The organism is Pseudomonas sp. IB20, from assembly GCF_009707325.1.
Taxonomy (GTDB): Bacteria; Pseudomonadota; Gammaproteobacteria; order Pseudomonadales; family Pseudomonadaceae; genus Aquipseudomonas.
On record NZ_CP046103.1, the window covers coordinates 2,608,809 to 2,627,747 of the forward strand.

Below are 18,939 nucleotides of genomic sequence, written 5' to 3' on the forward strand. Positions count from 1 at the left end.
GATGTTCTCCTTACAGCGTCGGCTGCCAGCAATCAGCGGCCAGGCGTAGCGGGTCGGTAGGGTAGATGTCGTCGAGCCGTGCCCCTTGCCACTGGCAGTTGTCCAGTTCGGCGGCGTGCAGGTTGGCGCCAAACAGATCGGCATCCGTGAAATCGGCGCCACGGGCACGCAGACAGATGCATTGCGCGTAGCGCAGACGCGCGCGCAAGAAGCGTGCGCCGGGCAGCTGCGCACCGTTCAAGTTGGCCTGTATCAACCCACAGTCGGTGAAGTCGACAGCGTTCAACTGCGCGTCGGTAAAGATCGCCTGCAGCAGGTTAGTGGCGATGAAGCGCACTCGTGTCCCCTGGCATTGGTACAGCGACAGCGCGCGGGTTTCGGCATGGCTCAGGTCAATGTCGGTCAGGCTGCTGCGATCAAATGCACATTGCTCAAGGTGTGCGTCGATCATGTAGAGGTTGCGCAGCAGGCTGTCGGTCACGCGCACTTGATGCCATTGCACTGAGCTGGCATCGGCATCACACAGGCTCATATGGTCCAGTTGGCATTGACGCATGACGCTGCCGCGTAAGTTGGGCACTGAAAATGCGCAGTCAACAAAACTGAGGTTGCTGGCATTAGCTTCGCTGAGGCTCAATCCAACGGCCTCGCACCGTAACCAGCGGCCACCTTCGAGCGTAACCTTGGCAAAGTTTGCCCCATCGAATTGGCAATTCCTGAAGTCGACCTGACGCAAATGGCTGCCGCAAAAGTGGCTTCCCGCCAGTTGACAGTCGACCCAGGTACAGGCCTTGAGGTCGGCGCCGTTGAAGCAAGCATTACGCGCATCGACTTGCTCAAAGCGCGCATCGCGCAAAGCAATCCCCCGGTAGTCACCGCCGGCCAGGCAGAGGTCGCGCAGTACGCCGCCTTCAGCGATGCGTGCGCGCAGCTGTTCGGCGGTCATTGGTTCAGACATTGTTGAGTTCCTCGGGTAAACGGCAATAGCTCAATACAGCACCCTGCAAGCGTGCTCCAAGACCTCGCGCGCCTTCGCTGGCCACCGCATGCAGATTGCTGTCGCGCAAGTCGGCCTGCTCCAGCCGGACTTTGCGCAGGCGGGCCTGCTGCAAGTTGGCGCCCACCCACTGTATGTGGCTGAGGTTGCTGCCAGTGAAGTCGGCATTGCGGGCGCACAGGCGATAACCGTGGCTGCTGCGCAGGTCGCACTGGTGGAGTAGCGCGTTTTGCAGGTCGCAGCCACGCAGGCTCGCGCCCACCAGTGAGGCGCCTTGCAGGCTGGCATTGGCGAGATCTGCGTGGTCCAGGCGAATGCCGGGCAGTTGGCAATCCAGGTCCAGTTGCAGGTCAGCGGCCTTGGCATTGGTCAGGTCAATGTCTTGGCCCTTGACCGCTGACCACGCCGCTGATTGCAGGCTGGCGCCGCCCAGCTGCGCATGGTCCAACAGGCAAGCGTTGAAGCGGCTTTTAGCTAACTGCGCGTCGCGTAGGTTGATATGGCGCAGGTCGCAATGTCGCAGGATGCTGCCGGTCAGGTCGGCGCCCAGCCATTGAGCGCCAGTCAGTACGCAGCGATCAAACACGCAGCGCTGCAACGTGGCGCCGGCCAAGTCGCTGGAAGACAGATCAAGGTCGACAAAATGCGCGCCTTCCAGGTGCTCGCCACGGGTGTGGGCAGCCTCCAGTAACGCGCGAGTCCATGGCTCGGCCTTGGGTATGATGTGGTCGCCGTGGGCAGTCGGTGGTGGTGCGTTTCTTAGCGGATTGGCGCCTGGAATGGCCCCCGGTAACTTTGCCCGCAGTGCGTGCATTGTCTGCTTGATGTGCTGTTCTGTCTCACGCATCTGTTGCAAGCCGGCGCTCAGTTGCGTGTGCAATGAGGCTTTGTGCTGCGGCGACAGCGACAGGTAGTCAAGACTGGACAATGGGTCAATCTTGAGGGCGGGCGAGGCGCTTTGCTCGGCGTGCTTGATCTGCTGGCGCAGCGCCTCGGGGTGCATGTTCAGGTGTCTCGCCGTCTGGTCCAGGAACTTCTCGGCCGCCGCGTGAGCGTGTTCAATAGCGGTATGAATGCGCGCCTTAAGCGCCATCGGGTCGAACGCCGGGGTCTTGGCCGCAGGCTGTGGCATCAGTGCCGCGAGGTCAGGGGCAGTGGCCGGGTAGTCGGCCCGGTTCAAGGTTTTACCGAAGCGTTTGCCGAGGTTGGCGGCGCATTCCAGTACCTTGCCTTGTTCGGCGGCGAAGGTCGCGTAACGGGCGTCAATCGAGGCCTGCATACGGCGAATAATCACCTCTTTGTCGACGGTTTCCCGTGCTGCTGGGATCGCCGCAGCCGTCGGTTTAACGCAAGGCCAGAGTTTTTCGCAGCAGGCGGCGACGGTTGCGCAGGGCGCGCCAGCGCACTCATACAGTGCGCCGAGTTGGGCAATATCGGCGCCGTCAAGATCGGCCACGCTGACCTCGGCCCGGTACAGCAGCAAAACCCGCTCAACGTCGGGGAACAGCCAAACCGTGTCGAGGTGCACAGTCGGCTCTTCGACCTCGTGCGCAAGCGCCGTTCGCTTCACAAATAGACGTACTCGCAACGCCGGCAACGAACCACTGACCTGCGGGTGCTGCGGGTGCATGCCCTCCACGCACCAGTCTTCGTTGCCGCTCCAGTAGCCAGGCGCACATTGGTCCTGGGGCACCGCATCAAACCAGCGGGCATCGCAATCCAGTGGTGGGTAGGGCGCACGACGCGCGGTCCATTGCGCATCGCAGGTTCCCCACCACTCACGACGCTCCAGGCAATGCGGCGGCAGAGGGCCCAAGGTGGCGATTGGCAGGGTCTGCCCTGGCACTCTCATGGGCGAAAGTGCGTCTTCGATTTGTGGCAACGAGGTGCCCACACAGCTGTCAGGATCAGCCACATAACCGCTGCCGTCGGGATTGTCCGCCCAGCCGGCCCCTCCGAAGGCATGGTGCAGGTCCAATGGCAAAGGTAGGAGCGGGCCTGTGGTGCGTGGCATAACACCGGCCACACCACGCTGCCAAGTCCGCGGCGAATAGTAGTCAATCCCGTTAAACGACATTGAAGCGCTGACGCCTGACGTATTCATGGCCACAGAGGTTGCTTGCCCAGTGAGGCTGAGCTTGAGTGCGCCAAAGCTGGCGTCCGACTGGACGGTAGCGGTCTTGAGTGCGGCCGAGAATGTAGGGGCGTTGCTGTAGTCGGCCTTGGCCCCGAGGTTGAGCCAGCTCGGGCCACCCCAATGGCTACCTGTGTTGAGGTTGCCCAGCGGTTTTTTTGGCTCGGCTGGCTGCGCCGGCTCAGCGGCATCCGGTTCTGGGCCGCTGCCACTGGCTGGCGGTGGCTCACCGGTGCCCATGGACATTGAATATACGCCGGGCACCTCGTGGTGGAGCGAAGACGAAGTCAAGTGTAAATGCGCGTTGGTACGCAGTTGTGCGCCAGCGATTTCGCCATTGCCCAAGGTCAAGGTGGTGCTGCCGCCAGGCGCGCCCATTTGCATGTGAGCAGCGCCAGGTTGGTCGTCAATCGCCAGAAAGTGCCCGCCCGCCGTGGACAGCCCACTCTGGGTGGCGTTTTTTTCATTGACCCGGTTGGGGTTTTCCGAATTCGGCACGCTGCCGACAATAATCGGCCGGTCCGGGTCGCCGCCAAGGAATGACACCAGCACTTCGCTGCCTTTAAGCAGCGGAAAGTGCATGCCATGGCTGGAGCCGGCAGACATCGACGCCATGCGCAGCCACGCCGAGCCTCGCGTGCCAGGCTTTTGATGGCGAATAAACGGGAAGCGGACTTTATAGCAACCGTGCTGGTTGAGCAGCGGCTTGCCGCAGTCGTCGCCATCCACCACGGCGCTGAGCACGCCGACGACGTTGGGCTTTTGGGTATCCAGGCGTGGTCGGAACTGCACCTCGGCGGGGATCACCACAAAGCGCACCAGGGTATCGCGGGGTGCTTTATCGTCGCTTGTCGCAGGCAGAGGTTGATGACCGCTGTGGTGCACCTCAAGCACTTGGTAGACCGCATTCATACCCGGGTGGGTATGGCCGGTGAGTGCCATGCAGCGACCCGATCGAAGGCCGACAACATGACCGCTGCCCTGAAACAGCCGATGCCGGCAACCCAACGCCTGGGCGCGACGTTGCGCCAGCCAGAGACCCTGATCGTTACTGCCAAAATGCTCGCCATACACACCGTATTCACCGCTGAACGCGGGTGATGGGCCCGGTGCCTGGTCGTTGCCGGCGACGCAGCCGGCCGCCACAGGTGCGGTGCTGTGCAACGACCGTTGTGCGTTGCTGGCGGAGAAGTCTTGCAGCACCACGTGCGCCGGCTGCACCACGGTACGACGAATGAAGCTGTGGGCGACCGCTTGCAGATCATTGTTCAGCGCGGTGTCCAAGGGGCGGTAGCGCACCGGCAGCAAGGACCTGGGTTGGGCGCTGCGGTCACTGCAAATGATCAGGGCTTCCTGTTCAGCCTGTTGTTCGAAGAAGTAGTAGCAGCCGCTGTATTCCAACAGGCGAGAGAGAAAGTCGAAACTCGACTCTTCGTATTGGCAGGTAAAGCTGGCTTGGGTATGAGGAATGTCGTCGTCCCGCAAGCGCAGGTCGAAATCGAAGACCTGCGTGCTGGTGCTGTCCGAGCCCTGGCCTTCATGCGTCAGGTCGGCATGCTTGAGAATGTCACGCACCAACTCCGGCAGATTTTTATCCAGCCAGATTTCGCTGAAGCGTTGCAGGCGCAAGCGGCTCATGCGTGGCTCCAGTACCACGCGGCAATAGTGGTAGAGCTCGTCGGCGTCCAGCACCTCCACCGACGTTACGATGCCATGGTACGGATGCGCCGCGCCCAAGGTGTCAAACAGCGTCAGGTGTGCGGGAACGCCGAGCATGGCGTCTTCGTTCAGCAACGGAGCCAGTGACGCCAGTACCACCTCGAAGCGATACGGCCGCGATAACAGATCTTCACCCTGCCAGCTGGCAACCAGCAAATGTTCGAGGGCGAGCGCGTCACTTTGGAACGTGCACAGTGGTAGCTCGGTCGATGTCATGGTCTGAACTCCTGGTTACCTGCGCAATCGAGTCACGGGGCCACTGTAGGGCGGGCTCGTTTTTTTAGCGCTCGGGTAAAGACCTGATTGTTCAGCTGGCCACGGACTCGATCAGCCACTCACCGTTGACGTTCACATCGACCGTGATGGCTGCGAGTACGCGCTGTTCGGCCAACGCCGCCAGCAGCACGTCCGACAGCCGCGGTGTAAGGCTGGTGCGCAGGATGAAGTCGATGTTGCGCGCGCCGTTTTGCCCACTCGTGCAGCGCTCGGCCAGGGTGCGGGCTACCGACGCGCTGAAGCTTAGGCGCACTTTGGCCGACGACAGCAGGCGCGCAGCCAGTCGCGCAAGTTTCAAGTCGACAATGCTCACTAGGTGCTCAGCTTGCAGGGTGAAGTAGGGGACGATGGTCATGCGGGCCAGCAACGCTGGTTTGAAATGCAACGACAGCGTGGGTCGGATGCGCTCCACAAGCGCGTCGGCACTCGGGCGATCGCCGGCGCACAACGCGCTGATTTCATCGCTCGCCAAGTTGCTGGTGAGAAATATCACGGTGTTGCTGAAGTCGATGTGCCGCCCTTCACCGTCGCACAGGCTGCCCTTGTCAAATACCTGATAAAACAGGTTGACCACCTCCAGATGAGCCTTTTCGACTTCGTCGAGCAGCACCACCGAGTAGGGGCGGCGGCGCACGGCTTCGGTCAGCACACCGCCTTCGCCATACCCCACATAGCCTGGCGGCGAGCCTACCAGGCGGCTCACGGTATGCTTTTCCTGAAACTCGCTCATGGCGAGGGTCGTCAGCGCATGCTCACCGCCAAACAAGTGATCGGCCACTGCGAGTGCGGTTTCAGTTTTGCCGACACCGGAAGGGCCCACAAGCAGGAACACGCCTAATGGTTGTTGCGGATCGCGAAGGCCCGACTGCGCCGCCTTCAATATGTCGCAAAGGCTCTGGACGGCAGCATCCTGGCCATGAATGCGGGTTTTTATGTTGTCCGCCAGCGCCATTACGCCGCCAGCGCTGTCACGTAGAACCTTGCCCAGGGGAATGCCGGTCCAGTCGGATACAACGTTGGCGATGGCGTCAGGGTTGACCTCTGTAAACAGCAGTGGGTCGTCACCTTGCAAGTGCTTGAGCCTGTCACTGGCCTCGGTCAATGCCGCGCCGGCGCCGTTAACGAGTGGCCCCTGTGCGCGCAGCTCAAGGACGCGATACGCCGCAGCACGCTCAGCGTGCCAGCGGACTTCCAGCGCTTGGTACGCCACAACCAGTTCAGTCAGTGTTTGTTCAATGGCCTGTACGCGCCCTGGGTCTACGGGATGGCCATGGTTTCGATCGCGTTCCAGGGCCTCGCGCTCACGCGACAAGGCCGCCTGCTGCCGCTCGAGGCGTTCCAGCTCGGCGGGCCGCGTGTCCAGGCCAATACGCACGCGCGCACTGGCCGTGTCTAACAAATCCACAGCTTTGTCGGGCAATAAGCGACCGGTGATATAACGGTCGGAGAGTTCGGCGGCGGCGATCATGGCATCATCGCGAACGCTTACGCCATGGACTGTTTCATAGTGCGATTTGAGGCCCCGCAGAATCAGCACAGCGGTGGCCACGCTCGGTTCGTCCAGCTTGACCACCTGGAAGCGGCGGGCGAGGGCAGGGTCTTTTTCGAAGTACTTCTTGTACTCGCTCCAAGTGGTCGCGGCGATAGTGCGCAGCTCCCCCCGGGCCAGCGCAGGCTTGAGCAGGTTGGCGGCGTCAGAACCACCGCTGGCCCCACCGGCACCAATCAGCATGTGGGCTTCATCGATAAATAAAATGATCGGCACGGTGGACGCCTTAACCGCGTCGATAACGGCACGCAAGCGACGCTCAAACTCACCTTTGACACTGGCACCGGCCTCCAGCAAACCCATATCAAGACTCAGCAACCGAGTCGTGCGCAAAAAGTCCGGCACATCGCCTTGGTGGATCGCCAGTGCCAGGCCCTCGACCACGGCGGATTTACCGACGCCGGGCTCGCCGACCACAATGGGATTGTTCTTGCGGCGCCGGGCGAGGATATCGACCATCTGGCGAATTTCCTGGTCGCGCCCGAACACCGGGTCAATGCCACCACTGGCAGCCTTGGCGGTAAGGTCTTCGCAGAAGCGTGCAAGGGTGTCTTCGCGATTGACCCCGGCGCCGGCGTCAGACGCGCCGCCGGCCAGCGACGCGCTTTGCAGCTGCGCTAATGGGCCTTCGCTGGAACCCGCGACGATATCGGCAAACGCATTACTCAGGCGCTCGCGTGAAATACCCTTGAGCAGTTCGCCGTAGCGGGTCCCCGCCGTGTAGTAGCCCAGGCGCGTAATCAGCGCGAGCAGCAACGTTCCGGTACGGATGCAAGGGCTGCCGACAATCAGCGATGCCGCGATCCAGGCGTCTTGCACCCATTCGGTCAGCAGCGGTGAAAACACCGGGCGTCCAGGGTTCCCCTGCTTGAACTGCGCCAGGCTATCGTCAATCTGAGCTGACAGGCGCAAGGCGTCCACCTCGAAATACGCCAGAATCAGCGCAACATCGGCCTGTGGGTCTTGCAGCAACGGGTGCAGGAAATGTTCGAGGGTAATCTCGTAATGCCCGCGCGCCAGCGTCATGCCGGCGCCATTCTCCAGTGCTTGACTACTGAAGCTGTTGAGCCTTGCAAACAGCGGTTTGAGTTCTACCTGGATCATTTTTCGCTCCTCGGTTGGGCGCTCTGACTCTGTGTCCCGGCCAGCATGAATAACGCCTTGCCCTGATTGACCGTGTGGCCGAGCCAAGTGTTGGTACCCAGGCGGTGCCAGCCGTCCCCCAAACGGGTGCCACCCTGTTGTGCGGGCTTGAGGCTCAATACCAGCCGACAGTTGACCGGGGTATGCAGGTACAACGCAGTTAATCGTTCGATACGTTTGTAGAGCGTGGCACCTGGCATCAGCAGGTGAAAACGCAAGGCGTCCAGTGGGCCGATACGGATATCCAAGGTGCTGCTGCGGTCACTGACCTGTTGCCCCAGCAGGCTGTCTTGGCCCAGCACATTGCCCTGCATACCCAACCGGCAGCGGGACTGGTCATCAATCGGCACTTGGCTCAGCACACAGGGCACGACCTCTACGGGGTCGCCGTCCAGCGTGCTGCGCAGCAGTTGCTCCAAACCCAGTGCAGAGCGTGGGAACTGGTTGAAAATGCCGGCGTAGCGCAATAATTGCGGCGCCTGCTGGCGCCACTGCGGGTCGGCGTCTGCCAGGCCAATCAGCGAGCGCACCAGGTTCAGGCGCCCAAGGTCACGCCGCTCGCCAATCGCCATCCACAGGCGATGCTTTTCCCAGGCACGAAACAGCAGCGGGTACAGCGCGGCGTGCAATATGTCGAGAAAGTCGCGGCCGGCGCTATGGCCTTGTAACTGCTCGTCGATCAAGTCTTCGGTATAGAACGTCGGCAGCGGCGACGTCACGCCATACAGGCCAAAGAAGCTGGCTTGCAGGTGGTAGCGCCCACTGGGGTCTTGGTCGATGGCTAAAACGTCGCACTCGGGGAACCCCAAGCCCAAGTCTGGGCGTATTCGCACGCCGTCGCTGAAGGCCTCATCGTTTGGGAAGCGCAGGCGCAGCAAGCGCAATGCCTGGAAAAAAGCATAGTCGCGACCTTTGGCCAGCAGGGGATGCTGAGTCATAGCAGGCGTTGCCGACCGATTTTCGCCGGCCATGAGAGTGTCTCTTGGTTCACACTGTCATACAGCTTGAGTGCCACGAAGCTGTTGAGCGCCACACAGCCTGCGAAGAACTCATCAAGCACTACGCCAAACAGGTAGAGCCCGCCAGGCCCAAGGAAGTGGTCGCCGCGGCACTGCAAATGGACCACCGTACCTTCGATGGGCAGGCCATTGATGAAGCGCCGCTCCTGAGTGGCCAGGACTTTTTCGATGCCATTGATGCGCCGGTTATTGGCGTCTTGCCCACTTTCATCCGCACTTGGGAGGTAGAGTTTGAGCAGGCTCTTGAGGTAATCGGCATCCAGCAGCTTAAAGTGGTTGGCGTTCAACTGGGACAGCATGCGCCAGAGCAACGGGTCCTGATATTTGGGCGGATGGCTGGCGGTTATCCCGCGAATGTTGCGCAGGGTGACGCGTGCCGGTGTGTTATCCATCGGTTGGTTGAGGTCTCCGGGATGCAAGCTTTCCGGCGCTGGGCCGTCGGTGCACAGGAGCGAAATCGACAGGGTGAGGTCTTCCGGGGGTTTGCGGTCGGCATACGGCAGGCTGATAAAGTGCTCGTAGTCACGTATGTCATTGCTGGCTTGGCGTATACGCAGGTTGAACGCATCGCGCTGGTAAATGGTGTGAAAGGGTTTCAAGGTTTTTTCGTTGCCGGTTCCCGAGTAAGCACTGACACTCAGCACCGAATGAATACGTAAGCGCTGGCGCTGGGGCTGGTTCGAAGGCTGGATGCGATATTCGGCTTGCCGATGATCGACCCGCAGCGGGTACGCGTCCTGGGTGAACAGGTTGACCGCCGGTGTTACCCCGAGCATGAAGCTGTTTTCGGTTATTGGCGGCGCCCAAGAAGGCACCTTGTCGAACACCAGTTTGATGCTCATGCGCGTGCGCTCGCCTCGGTTGCGCCAGCGCTGCAAACCGCTCAAGCGCACAAACAGGAACTTCTCCGGCAGCGCGAAGTATTCCTGCAAGCCACGGTAGGCAGGGTGCGCGGCGTCCGGATAGGGCAGCAGCGCGTGCTCGCGATCAAATCCACAGGGTTGGATGTAGCTTGCCGGCAGCAACGTCATCGGCAGGCCTTCACCCTGGATGCGTATTTCCCGCACATGCTGGTCCAGCAGGCGGAGGAGGGCGCAGGCTTCGCTGAAGGGGTCCCCCAGGTAGAAGGTCAGGCTGTCGGTGTTCAGGTCATTGGGCGCGACTGTCAGCGCGAGGTCCAGCACCAGGCTGCGGCTCTCTGCGGTACCGCCGTCCCAGCGCGCACCGGTGAGTGTGACGGGCTCAAGGTCGACCGGCATTGTGCTACGAAAGCGCACGCGATGGCCGTCAATGGGTACGGAAGCCACTTCGCATCCGCTGTCGATAGGCAGGGTCTGCGAGAGCGGCGTACGCGGCGCGAACTGCAACAGCGTCATGCACGGCAGTGGCTGCAAGTACTGCGGATAGAGCAACTGCGCCAACTCCTGGACAAATTCGGGAAACTCATCGTCCAGTCGCTGACGCACCATGCCCGTGAGAAAGGCCACACCCTCGAGCAGACGTTCTACATCTGGATCGCTGGCCGAGCCGTTGCCGAGCAAGGGCGCCAAGGCAGGGTTGCGCTGCGCAAACTCATCGGCCAGATGCCGCAGGTTATTCAGTTCACTCTGATAGTAGATGTTCTGCATGGTCCACCTAGCGCATCGACAGCGAGACACGCCCGTCGCAGGAGACGAGGGTCGACAGGTGAATGGGGATGTCGCGATTATCGATCGCCACCAGTCCATCGAGCATGAAGCGCAACGACAGTACCTCGCGACCGTGTTCGGCCAGCGTGATGCAGGGGGATTTCAGGCGGGGCTCGTAACGCGCAACCATACGTGTCATGTGCTCGATGATTTGCGTGGTTTCTCCAGTGGCGAAACTGCCGGCCAGGTTAGTGAAGTCGGGCACACCGAATTCCGGGTCTATCGGCACGCTGCCTTGGCGCGTGTTGAGGATTCGACTCAGATGCGCCATCAGTGAGTCCAACAGCACTTGAGCCTGGGTCAGGTGGGAGCGTTCGCTGCCCAACTGCAGGGCGCCAATGCGTTCCAGCAGGCGTTTTTCTTTCATCACCGAGGCCTCATAAACTCATCATTCAAAGGGTGCGGCCATCGTCAGGGCGAATGACCGCAGCGTGCGCAACAGCGGGCCTTCAGCTCTTGTCCAGCTTGCCGACCAACGACAAGGTGAACGAGGCACCCATGTACTTGAAATGCGGCCGGACCTTGAGGCTGACCCGGTACCAGCCCGGGTCGCCGTCGACGTCGTTGACGCTGATTTGCGCCTGACGCAATGGCCGGCGGCTACGCACGCCCACGGCTGGGTTGTCCATGTCGGCGACGTATTGACGGATCCAGCCGTTGAGTTCTGACTCCAAGTCGCCGCGCTCTTTCCAGGCACCAATGTTTTCGCGCTGGATCACCTTGATGTAGTGAGCCAGGCGGCTGACCACGAAGATGTAAGGCAGCTGCGTGCCGAGCTTGTAGTTCAACTCCGCATCCTTGCCTTCTTTGTCATTGCCGAAGTATTTGGGCTTCTGGCAAGAGTTGGCGGAGAAGAACGCGGCGTTGTCGGTGTTTTTGCGCATGGTCAGCGCAATAAAACCCTGCTCGGCCAGCTCGAATTCGCGTCGCTCGGAGATCAGCACATCGGTGGGGATCTTGGTCTGCACCTCACCCATCGCTTCGTAGTTGTAGATCGGTAAGTCGCTGACCGTACCGCCACCTTGCGGGCCGATGACGTTGGCACACCATCGATACTGCGCGAAGCTGTCGGACAATCGGCTGGCAAACGCGAAGGCCGCATTACCCCACAGGAAGTCGCGGTTGCTGGCCGTGACGTTTTCGTTGTACCGGAACTTGCGGACCGGCACCGTCTCTTCTCCGTAAGGCGTACGCAGCAAGAAGTGCGGCAAGGTCAAGCCTACGAATCGCGAGTCTTCACTCTCGCGAAACGCATTCCACTTAGTGAACTGCGGCCCCTCGAAAACCGCCTGCAGGTCTTTCAGGTTGGGCAGTTGGGAGAAGCTGTCGACACCAAAGAATTGCGGGCTTGCTGCTGCAATAAATGGCGCGTGCGACATGGCTGATACCGACGCGATGGACTGCAACAGCTTGATGTCCTGCGAGCCAGGGCTGAACTCGAAATTGCCGATAATGGCGCCGAACGGCTGGCCGCCGAACTGCCCGAACTCCGCGCTGTAGACCGCCTTGTACAGGCCCGAGCGGGTGATTTCCGGCGCATCTTCAAAGTCATCGAGGAGTTTTTGCTTGGCCACACTGAGCATTTCCAGGCGGTTGTTTTCACGAAAATCAGTGCGATCAACCAAGAATTTCAACGAGCGCCATGACGACTCAAGTTTTTGAAAACGCTCATCGTGCAAGATTGCGTCGACCTGACGGCACAGCTTGGCGTCCAGCGCAGCAATCATGTCGTCGATCAGGTTGGCGCTGACTTTTTCAACCGCGCGACTGGGCTCAAGCAGTTGTGCGACAAATGCCTCCAAACCTTGGCGCGTCACGGAGTAGGCTTCGTCGCCGGGCTTTATGCGGGCTGTTTCGATCAATTGATCCAGCAGCGAGCCTGGCTGTTGCGTGGCTGGCATTTGCGCGGCCGGGGTCTGGGTGTCTTCTTGAGTCATGGCTCTACTCCTTTTCCTCAACGCCCAGCTCACCGAGCAAGCGGGCACGTGCACCTTCGTCCTCGATCAACGCCTGTAGCGCCTTGCGAAAGTCGGGCACATTGCCCAATGGGCCTTTTAAAGCTTTAAGTGCGTCGCGCAGGGCAATCAATTGGTTGAGTTCCGGTACCTGTTCCACCAGCGCATCCGGCTCAAAGTCACGAATCGACTCGAACGTCAGATTCACCGCCAGGCGTTCATCCGGCGCAGCGTCTTCCGAGAGGCAGTTGGCGATGGACATTTGCAGATGCAGGTTCTGGCCTTTGAGCACGTCGGTGAAGTTGTCCTTGTCGACCCGAATAGGCTTGAGTTCTTCGACAGGGGTGTCGTCTTCACGCAGGGTGAAGTCACCAATGACCAGTTGTTTGAGCGGCAGCTCGACCTGCTCCTGGGCATCGCCTGTCGCCGGTTTGTAGACAATATTGACGCGCTCTTTAGGCGCGACAGAACCGTCACTTGCCATGGTGTTTCTCCTCAGTGGGCGACTCGCACACGCGGTCGCGTCTTGTCACGGGTTCAGTCGTTGGCGCAATCCGCACGTTGCCCACAGCGCTTGCGCCAGAAGCCGTCGAGATCGAGGCGCGACAAGCGCCGGGACCATTCAAGCGAGGCGCTGTGCTCAAGCATCATTTGCAGCAGTGGCTTGATCAGTTCCGGCTCCCATTGCTCCAGGTTGAGCTCGTCGGCCTGCGCCAGCAGCCCCTCCAACGCAATGCACAGATCCGGGTGTGGGTCGTACCGATAAACCAGTACGCACTGCGAGGCGCGCAGCCTGTAACGGTCGCGCGCACTGGCGGTGTAGGTAATGCAGCGCTGAAGCTCGGCTAAGCCATCGTTAAGCCGCCCCTCATTGGCCATGTGTCGCGCGGCGTCTATACAGGCCTCAATGCGATCGTTTGCGGGCACCACGGGGGTAGACGGCGCCAGGCTTTCCAGCCACGCCCGGGTGGGGCCATCGGCAAACGGCGTACCGTCAGCGAAGGTCAACTCGACCACTCCCGGAAGTCGGGCCGCCAGCCCTTGCACCTCCAGCGCCAAGGCTCTGGCAGCAGCACTGGCCCCAGCCTTCACAAGCGCTGCGTGACTGACGCGATTCAGGTCGAGCCAAAACGGATAACTGCTGAGCCGAGCTTCGCAAAAGCGCACCACCTCCAACGGCTTCGCGCTGCTCTGCAAACGCAGGACACTGTCTCGCAGCGTGAGCGGCGGAGCTGGCAGGCGAGTTGCCTGACCCTGGCTGGGAGGCAGCTCGTCGAGCGTGATCCACGCCGCCTGACGATTCAGCCGATAGGCCAACGGCAGTAGGGGAAACTGATCCATGCAGTGAGACTGCACCGGGCCCAGCAACTCGAACACCTTCTCGACACTGCTGTCGATGGGTTGATAGCGTCACCGCTGTCCAATAAGGGGACGTCCGACGCGGCCAGTGCGGGGAGGCCACTGATTGGGACGTCAGCAACCTCGGGCTCCTGAGCTGGCTGCACTGTGACCTGTTGGGGCGCCTGCGCCTCAACACAGGGTATTTGTTCCAGGCGACGACGCAATTTGGCAAAGCTGGGCGCTTGGTCGTCCTTCATACGCCATAACGCATCGATTGCATCCCAATCGCTGATCAGGCGCTCAGCCGCCAGCCTGTCCAGCGGTTTGAAAGGTTCTACCAAGGTCTTGTCCAACCACTCGATCAGCCATTGGGCGTGATTACGCCGAGCGCGCAAACGCGAAGAGGGTGGCGTCACGGCGTCCCAATGCAGGCACACGATCTCCTTAAGCAGGTGCACACCCGCGCAGAGTCCTGCCATTGCACGCAACTTGGTCCATGCACACAACAGCCAAATGGCAACCCGCAGGTCCTTGCCTTCGTTGTTGAGAACAAGCTCACAGAGCGTCGACAACCGCTGCCAATCCACGGGTTCAACCGCGTGAATATTATTGAGCTTATCGATTTCGGCCTGTGCCGCTGCAAACATGGCGCTGTCGCGCAAACTGTCACTTTTCAGAGGTTGCCCGCTGCTAGGCGAAGAGCCGTTCTGTTGCTGATCACTGTGCATCGGTTCGTGTGCCTCCCACAATAGGGGGCGGGGTGGAGTTCTCCCATCAGGTAAAGACCTGAAAGTGCGGGAGAGCTTGGTGTACGTGCGGTGATGTCGAGTCGCCAGAATTTTGACTTAACGTCATTAGCGAGTAGTGGGCAAGATGTGCACACCCAGTGTTCTGGTTTTAGATGATCAATCGTTTCAGCGCGAAATCGAATCTCTCAAACAGCAGGCTTTGCCCGCGTTCCAGCGAGATGACGAACCTATCGTTTATCGTCTTGGGAAGGCGATCTATGAGTATCGTCGTGTTGATGATGCGCTGTACGCCGACGCCGTCAGTACGTTTGGCGAACCTGCTGTAGTCGAGTTGATAGGTGTCTACGGTTACTACGCATTTGTGGCGATGACACTCAATGTTTTTGCCGTGCCCCGTGATGGGGATGCGCCACTGCCATTCCCCGAGCAATAGCGGTTGCTGAGGTGAATTGAGTATTCATTCAGGCATTGTGACGTGAGCTTTTAAGCTTGCGATTTCTGCTTCTAGTTCGCGCACGCGCTGGCCAGTCTGAAATTCGACGCTAACGTCCTTCTGGATGCCGATGTAGTAGGTAAGTTGATCCGCGTCGTTGAATACTGGAGTAATCGACAGCTCATTCCAGAAAGCACTACCGTCCTTACGATAGTTGCGGATGATTTGCCGGCAAGGCTGATGCATCTTTATTGCCTCGCGGATAACGGCCAAGCCCGCTTGGTCTCGGTCATCACCCTGCAGGAAGCGACAGTCCTGATACAGAATTTCGTCAATGCTGTAGCCCGTCAGGCGCTCGAAGGCGGGGTTAGCGTAGATCAGGATGTTCTCATCGCCTTCCTGCTCGGCAATTACGATACCGTCATTCGAGGTTTCAACCATCAGTTTTAGCAGTTCTGCGTCTATCATTTTCAGGGCCCGGTGAGTTTCATATCATTCTAGGGCAACTTGGGCGTTTTGAGCGTTTTTCAGCCCGGCTACCAGGGAAGGCGCTCTCCGTTATAAGCGAAGAAATTACAGGTTTCAACCATCAGTTTTAGCAGTTCTGCGTCTATCATTTTCAGGGCCCGGTGAGTTTCATATCATTCTAGGGCAACTTGGGCGTTTTGAGCGTTTTTCAGCCCGGCTACCAGGGAAGGCGCTCTCCGTTATAAGCGAAGAAATTACCGCTGTCGGCAGGCGCCAAGCGGTCAATCAGAGATAACAACTCGTGGGCAGCAATGCTGGCCGGCCTGGCTGCAGAGGCACCACGAAAGGGGTGTGACAGGCCCGAAATGACGGTGCCAGGATGAAGACTCAACAAGCGGGTCTGAGGCCGCGTTCGTGCCAGTTCGATGGCGGCCGTTTTAATCAGCATGTTCAGTGCTGCCTTGGAGGCACGATAGGCGTACCAGCCACCCAAGCGGTTATCGCCAATGCTGCCTACCTTGGCAGAAAGCATCGCCATTGCGCCATGAGCGTCCAGCAAGGGCAGGAAGTGACGCAAAACCAGAGCAGGCCCAAACGTGTTGACTTGAAATACCGACTGCAACGCATCGGCATCAATCGCGGAGTAACTTTTTTCAGGCTTTATTTCGTCGCGATGGAGCAGGCCTGCGGCATGTAAGATCAACTGATACGGTGCTTCTTCAGTCAATTCGGCTGCCGCTCTGGCGATACTGTCGGCATCCTCCAAATCGAGGCATGGAACACTGTTGCGCCCCAACTCACGCACAGACGCACACCGCGGGTCCTGATTGAGCAACTCACAAAAAGCCGAGCCGAGCGCCCCGCTGGCGCCTATCACGAGGGCACGGTAGCCCTCACCAAGGGAGTTCATTTTGAAGGGACTGTTCATCTAGACTCTCCTGCGGTCTGATGCGATTTGTTGGTGTTAACCCAGTCGTCCTATCAGTTGCAGGAACTCGTGACGCGTAGCGGAGGACTCGCGAAAGGCGCCCAGCATTACCGATGAGGTCATCACCGAATTTTGTTTCTCCACGCCCCGCATCATCATGCACATGTGCTTCGCCTCAATGACCACCGCCACGCCGGCGGCATCGGTGATGTGCTGAATGGCGTCGGCAATTTGTTTGGTAAGGTTTTCCTGGATCTGTAGGCGACGGGCGAACATATCCACCACTCGGGCCACCTTTGACAGGCCCAGTACCCTTCCGGTGGGGATGTACGCTACATGAGCCTTGCCGATGAAGGGCAGCATGTGATGCTCACACAATGAATACAGTTCAATGTCGCGCACGATGACCATTTCATCGTTTTGCGATTCGAACAATGCGCCATTGATCACTTCCTCCAGATTCATTGTGTAGCCATTGCACAGGTACTGCATCGCTTTGGCTGCGCGCTTGGGTGTGTCCAGCAGTCCTTCACGCTCAGGGTTCTCGCCTACGCCGACGAGAATTTCACGGTAATGTTCGGCTAATGATGGGTTCATCTTTATTCCTCGCAGCCTTGCTGCGCTTGATGTGTCGGCAATCCTTGGCGGTGGGAGAGTATCTGCTGCGCACGATCTGACGCAGATAACACAGGGTTCGCCAGATCAGCCATGACCCAGGCTTTTTGTCGGGGCCATGACAAGGCGAGGCTTTCTAGGGCTGCTTTTTTTCAACGTGGGCTGCCCGTCTGACGCGGGTTTGGGCGCCGGCACCGCGCAACGGTTATCGAGACAGCGACGGCCACTATCTGGGTGAGGTAACCACGCCAAATGGGGACGTAAGCGGCAGAAGAGGCGATAGCCGAACTCAAACAACGGGCGCAATGCACGCCACGTCAGTGGCGTTGCCCAAAAACCCAAACCGGCAGCTCGCCAGCTCCAAAGGGTGGCGTCCAGACCGGTTACCCAGCGCCCATCAGCAAAACGGGCGTGCAGCGAGGACTGCATGTGCTCGAACGTAAACCCAAGTGCCTTGGCGTCGAATGCACCGCTGCTGATGTCCACAAAAAGCAGTCGATCCTTTACGGCATGTCCGCGCAGGAGCTTGATTTCGCGCGCACACAGCGGGCATTCACCGTCAAAGTACAGCGTCAGCGGCCAATTCATTTTATTGTACATCGACCATGACCTTGTATAAGTTTTACACAAGATATGCCGAAATAAACAGACTGACAATGGGCACTGTTCTTTCACCGCGCTTCGGACGGTAATCCCAGTTTTGTGAAGGGATCGGCGGTGCCTTCGATATCAAGGTTCGTGGCGGCAAGCTGTGCGAAGGTGTTTACGTTCAGGGGGCGCTCCCAACGCAGGATAATTAAGCAGAAATGCCGCCCATGAAATCAGGGGCGGCCTTGTCTCTGTGTCTGGTAGAAACTCAATTCCCTCTGTAGGTAGAGAAACCGTAGGGGCTGAGCAGCAATGGGATGTGGTAGTGCGCAAGGGTACCGTCTACCTCAAAAATGACCGGTACCTCCGGAAAGAAACTTGAGATTTTGTGAGCTTTGAACCACTCACCGGTTTTGAAGGTGACACGGTAGGTACCTTTCTCCAGAGCCTGGCCATCGGGGTACAGCCCGGGAATACGACCTTGCTCGTTTGTCGCAGCGTTGTTGAGCATGTCCCAGCGCTTGCCGTCCTGTTTTTCCAACGTGACATTGACACCCGGCGACGGCAAACCATCTTGTAAGTTGAGTACATGCACGCTGAGCGGGTTTGCTGCCGCTGATGCCAGTGACGAGACGACACTCAATACAACGCCAGCGAAGAGCGCTTTTAATACAGTCATGATGATGTCCTTAGTTTTTAACAGCAGGTAAAATTTTGTTGATCGCGACTAATGCGCAACCTTCATCGAATGCTGCCCCGCCGGCACCGGCCACTCCGATAGCGCCAATGACTTGCCCTTCAAACAACAACGGCACTCCGCCGCCCAGCAGCAATAGCTCATCCACGGTGTTGAGGTTTTCAGCATCGGGTGTACTGCGAGCACGCTCTGCCAATAGTCGTGTTGGCGTCTTGGTCGATAGGGCGGTATAGGCCTTACGTTGGGCGGCTAATGTGTTATGTGGGCCAACGTCATCGTCGCGCTGCAGGGCGACTAAATTGCCTCCACGGTCGACAATTGCAGCCACACCTGTACGCCCATCGGCATGACAAGCGGCCAGCGCGGCATTTAGCAAATCATTGGCCATTGCCAGTGACACGTCGTTGCGCTGCACAACTTGGTCCGGGGCTGCAACGGCGAGCGCAGAGCTCATTGCGAGTGACATCAGCAATGAGGTCGATAGGCTTATACGCATGCTTTTTCCTTTGTTTTGTCTGGCTGAGTCATCGCCAGACATGATGACCCGTGCATTCCGTCAGAATGATTGCCTCATGATTACCAAGATGTAATGTGCCAAATCGGTCGGGCGCGCTAGCCTATGCGCCTGTTTGGGAGGAAA

Annotated in this window: 17 protein-coding genes; 1 reads left to right on the forward strand and 16 read right to left on the reverse strand. The window is 59.2% G+C overall.

The genetic code is table 11. The features are described from left to right. Window positions 1–10: 10 nt before the first annotated feature. The 10 genes from GJU48_RS11965 to GJU48_RS12010 form a co-directional block, all read right to left on the reverse strand. A complete protein-coding gene (locus GJU48_RS11965) occupies window positions 11–958 on the reverse strand; it encodes a pentapeptide repeat-containing protein (protein WP_094951061.1) in 948 nt (315 codons plus the stop codon). Then, on the reverse strand, window positions 951–5,066 hold the full coding sequence (tssI, locus tag GJU48_RS11970; RefSeq protein ID WP_155295998.1) for a type VI secretion system tip protein TssI/VgrG: 4,116 nt from the start codon (window positions 5,064–5,066) through the stop codon (window positions 951–953). The genes GJU48_RS11965 and tssI overlap by 8 nt, the downstream gene beginning before the upstream one ends. A gap of 91 nt (window positions 5,067–5,157) precedes the next feature. Further along, window positions 5,158–7,779, reverse strand: a complete 2,622-nt coding sequence (gene tssH, locus GJU48_RS11975; RefSeq protein WP_094951064.1) for a type VI secretion system ATPase TssH — start codon at window positions 7,777–7,779, stop codon at window positions 5,158–5,160. Then, complete coding sequence (gene tssG / locus GJU48_RS11980) at window positions 7,776–8,756, reverse strand: type VI secretion system baseplate subunit TssG (protein WP_256589257.1); 981 nt, start codon at window positions 8,754–8,756, stop codon at window positions 7,776–7,778. Before tssG ends, tssH begins: the two co-directional genes overlap by 4 nt. Next, a complete protein-coding gene (gene tssF / locus GJU48_RS11985) occupies window positions 8,753–10,465 on the reverse strand; it encodes a type VI secretion system baseplate subunit TssF (protein WP_094951066.1) in 1,713 nt (570 codons plus the stop codon). The genes tssG and tssF overlap by 4 nt, the downstream gene beginning before the upstream one ends. A gap of 7 nt (window positions 10,466–10,472) precedes the next feature. After that, window positions 10,473–10,892, reverse strand: coding sequence for a type VI secretion system baseplate subunit TssE (gene tssE, locus GJU48_RS11990; protein WP_176462936.1), 420 nt, complete (start codon window positions 10,890–10,892; stop codon window positions 10,473–10,475). A gap of 82 nt (window positions 10,893–10,974) precedes the next feature. After that, entirely contained in the window at window positions 10,975–12,426 is a 1,452-nt protein-coding gene (gene tssC / locus GJU48_RS11995; RefSeq protein ID WP_371917680.1) for a type VI secretion system contractile sheath large subunit, read from the reverse strand. Window positions 12,427–12,466: 40 nt separating this feature from the next. After that, window positions 12,467–12,964: a type VI secretion system contractile sheath small subunit gene (gene tssB / locus GJU48_RS12000; protein ID WP_083358409.1), complete on the reverse strand. Its 498-nt coding sequence runs from the start codon at window positions 12,962–12,964 to the stop codon at window positions 12,467–12,469. 53 nt (window positions 12,965–13,017) lie between these two features. Then, on the reverse strand, window positions 13,018–13,821 hold the full coding sequence (locus GJU48_RS12005) for a type VI secretion system domain-containing protein (RefSeq protein ID WP_155295999.1): 804 nt from the start codon (window positions 13,819–13,821) through the stop codon (window positions 13,018–13,020). Then, window positions 13,782–14,549 (reverse strand): type VI secretion system ImpA family N-terminal domain-containing protein, encoded by a 768-nt coding sequence (locus GJU48_RS12010; protein ID WP_155296000.1) that lies wholly within the window; start codon window positions 14,547–14,549, stop codon window positions 13,782–13,784. Before GJU48_RS12010 ends, GJU48_RS12005 begins: the two co-directional genes overlap by 40 nt. A gap of 145 nt (window positions 14,550–14,694) precedes the next feature. Here GJU48_RS12010 and GJU48_RS12015 point away from each other — a divergent pair, with 145 nt between their 5' ends. Further along, a complete protein-coding gene (locus GJU48_RS12015) occupies window positions 14,695–15,003 on the forward strand; it encodes a carboxymuconolactone decarboxylase family protein (RefSeq protein WP_218193669.1) in 309 nt (102 codons plus the stop codon). Between the two features lie 24 nt (window positions 15,004–15,027). Here the strand turns inward: GJU48_RS12015 and GJU48_RS12020 are convergent, their stop codons facing one another. The 6 genes from GJU48_RS12020 to GJU48_RS12045 all read right to left on the reverse strand — a co-directional run bounded on the left by GJU48_RS12020 (window position 15,028) and on the right by GJU48_RS12045 (window position 18,795). Further along, entirely contained in the window at window positions 15,028–15,471 is a 444-nt protein-coding gene (locus tag GJU48_RS12020) for a PAS domain-containing protein (protein WP_155296001.1), read from the reverse strand. Window positions 15,472–15,688: 217 nt separating this feature from the next. Beyond that, complete coding sequence (locus GJU48_RS12025) at window positions 15,689–16,399, reverse strand: SDR family NAD(P)-dependent oxidoreductase (RefSeq protein WP_094951070.1); 711 nt, start codon at window positions 16,397–16,399, stop codon at window positions 15,689–15,691. Window positions 16,400–16,435: 36 nt separating this feature from the next. Continuing rightward, window positions 16,436–16,996 (reverse strand): GTP cyclohydrolase I FolE, encoded by a 561-nt coding sequence (folE, locus tag GJU48_RS12030; protein WP_094951071.1) that lies wholly within the window; start codon window positions 16,994–16,996, stop codon window positions 16,436–16,438. A 105-nt stretch (window positions 16,997–17,101) separates the two neighbouring features. After that, window positions 17,102–17,614: a thiol-disulfide oxidoreductase DCC family protein gene (locus GJU48_RS12035; RefSeq protein WP_094951072.1), complete on the reverse strand. Its 513-nt coding sequence runs from the start codon at window positions 17,612–17,614 to the stop codon at window positions 17,102–17,104. Window positions 17,615–17,870: 256 nt separating this feature from the next. After that, window positions 17,871–18,281, reverse strand: coding sequence for a hydroxyisourate hydrolase (gene uraH, locus GJU48_RS12040; RefSeq protein ID WP_094951073.1), 411 nt, complete (start codon window positions 18,279–18,281; stop codon window positions 17,871–17,873). Between the two features lie 10 nt (window positions 18,282–18,291). Further along, window positions 18,292–18,795: a GlcG/HbpS family heme-binding protein gene (locus GJU48_RS12045; RefSeq protein WP_094951074.1), complete on the reverse strand. Its 504-nt coding sequence runs from the start codon at window positions 18,793–18,795 to the stop codon at window positions 18,292–18,294. Window positions 18,796–18,939 lie beyond the last annotated feature (144 nt).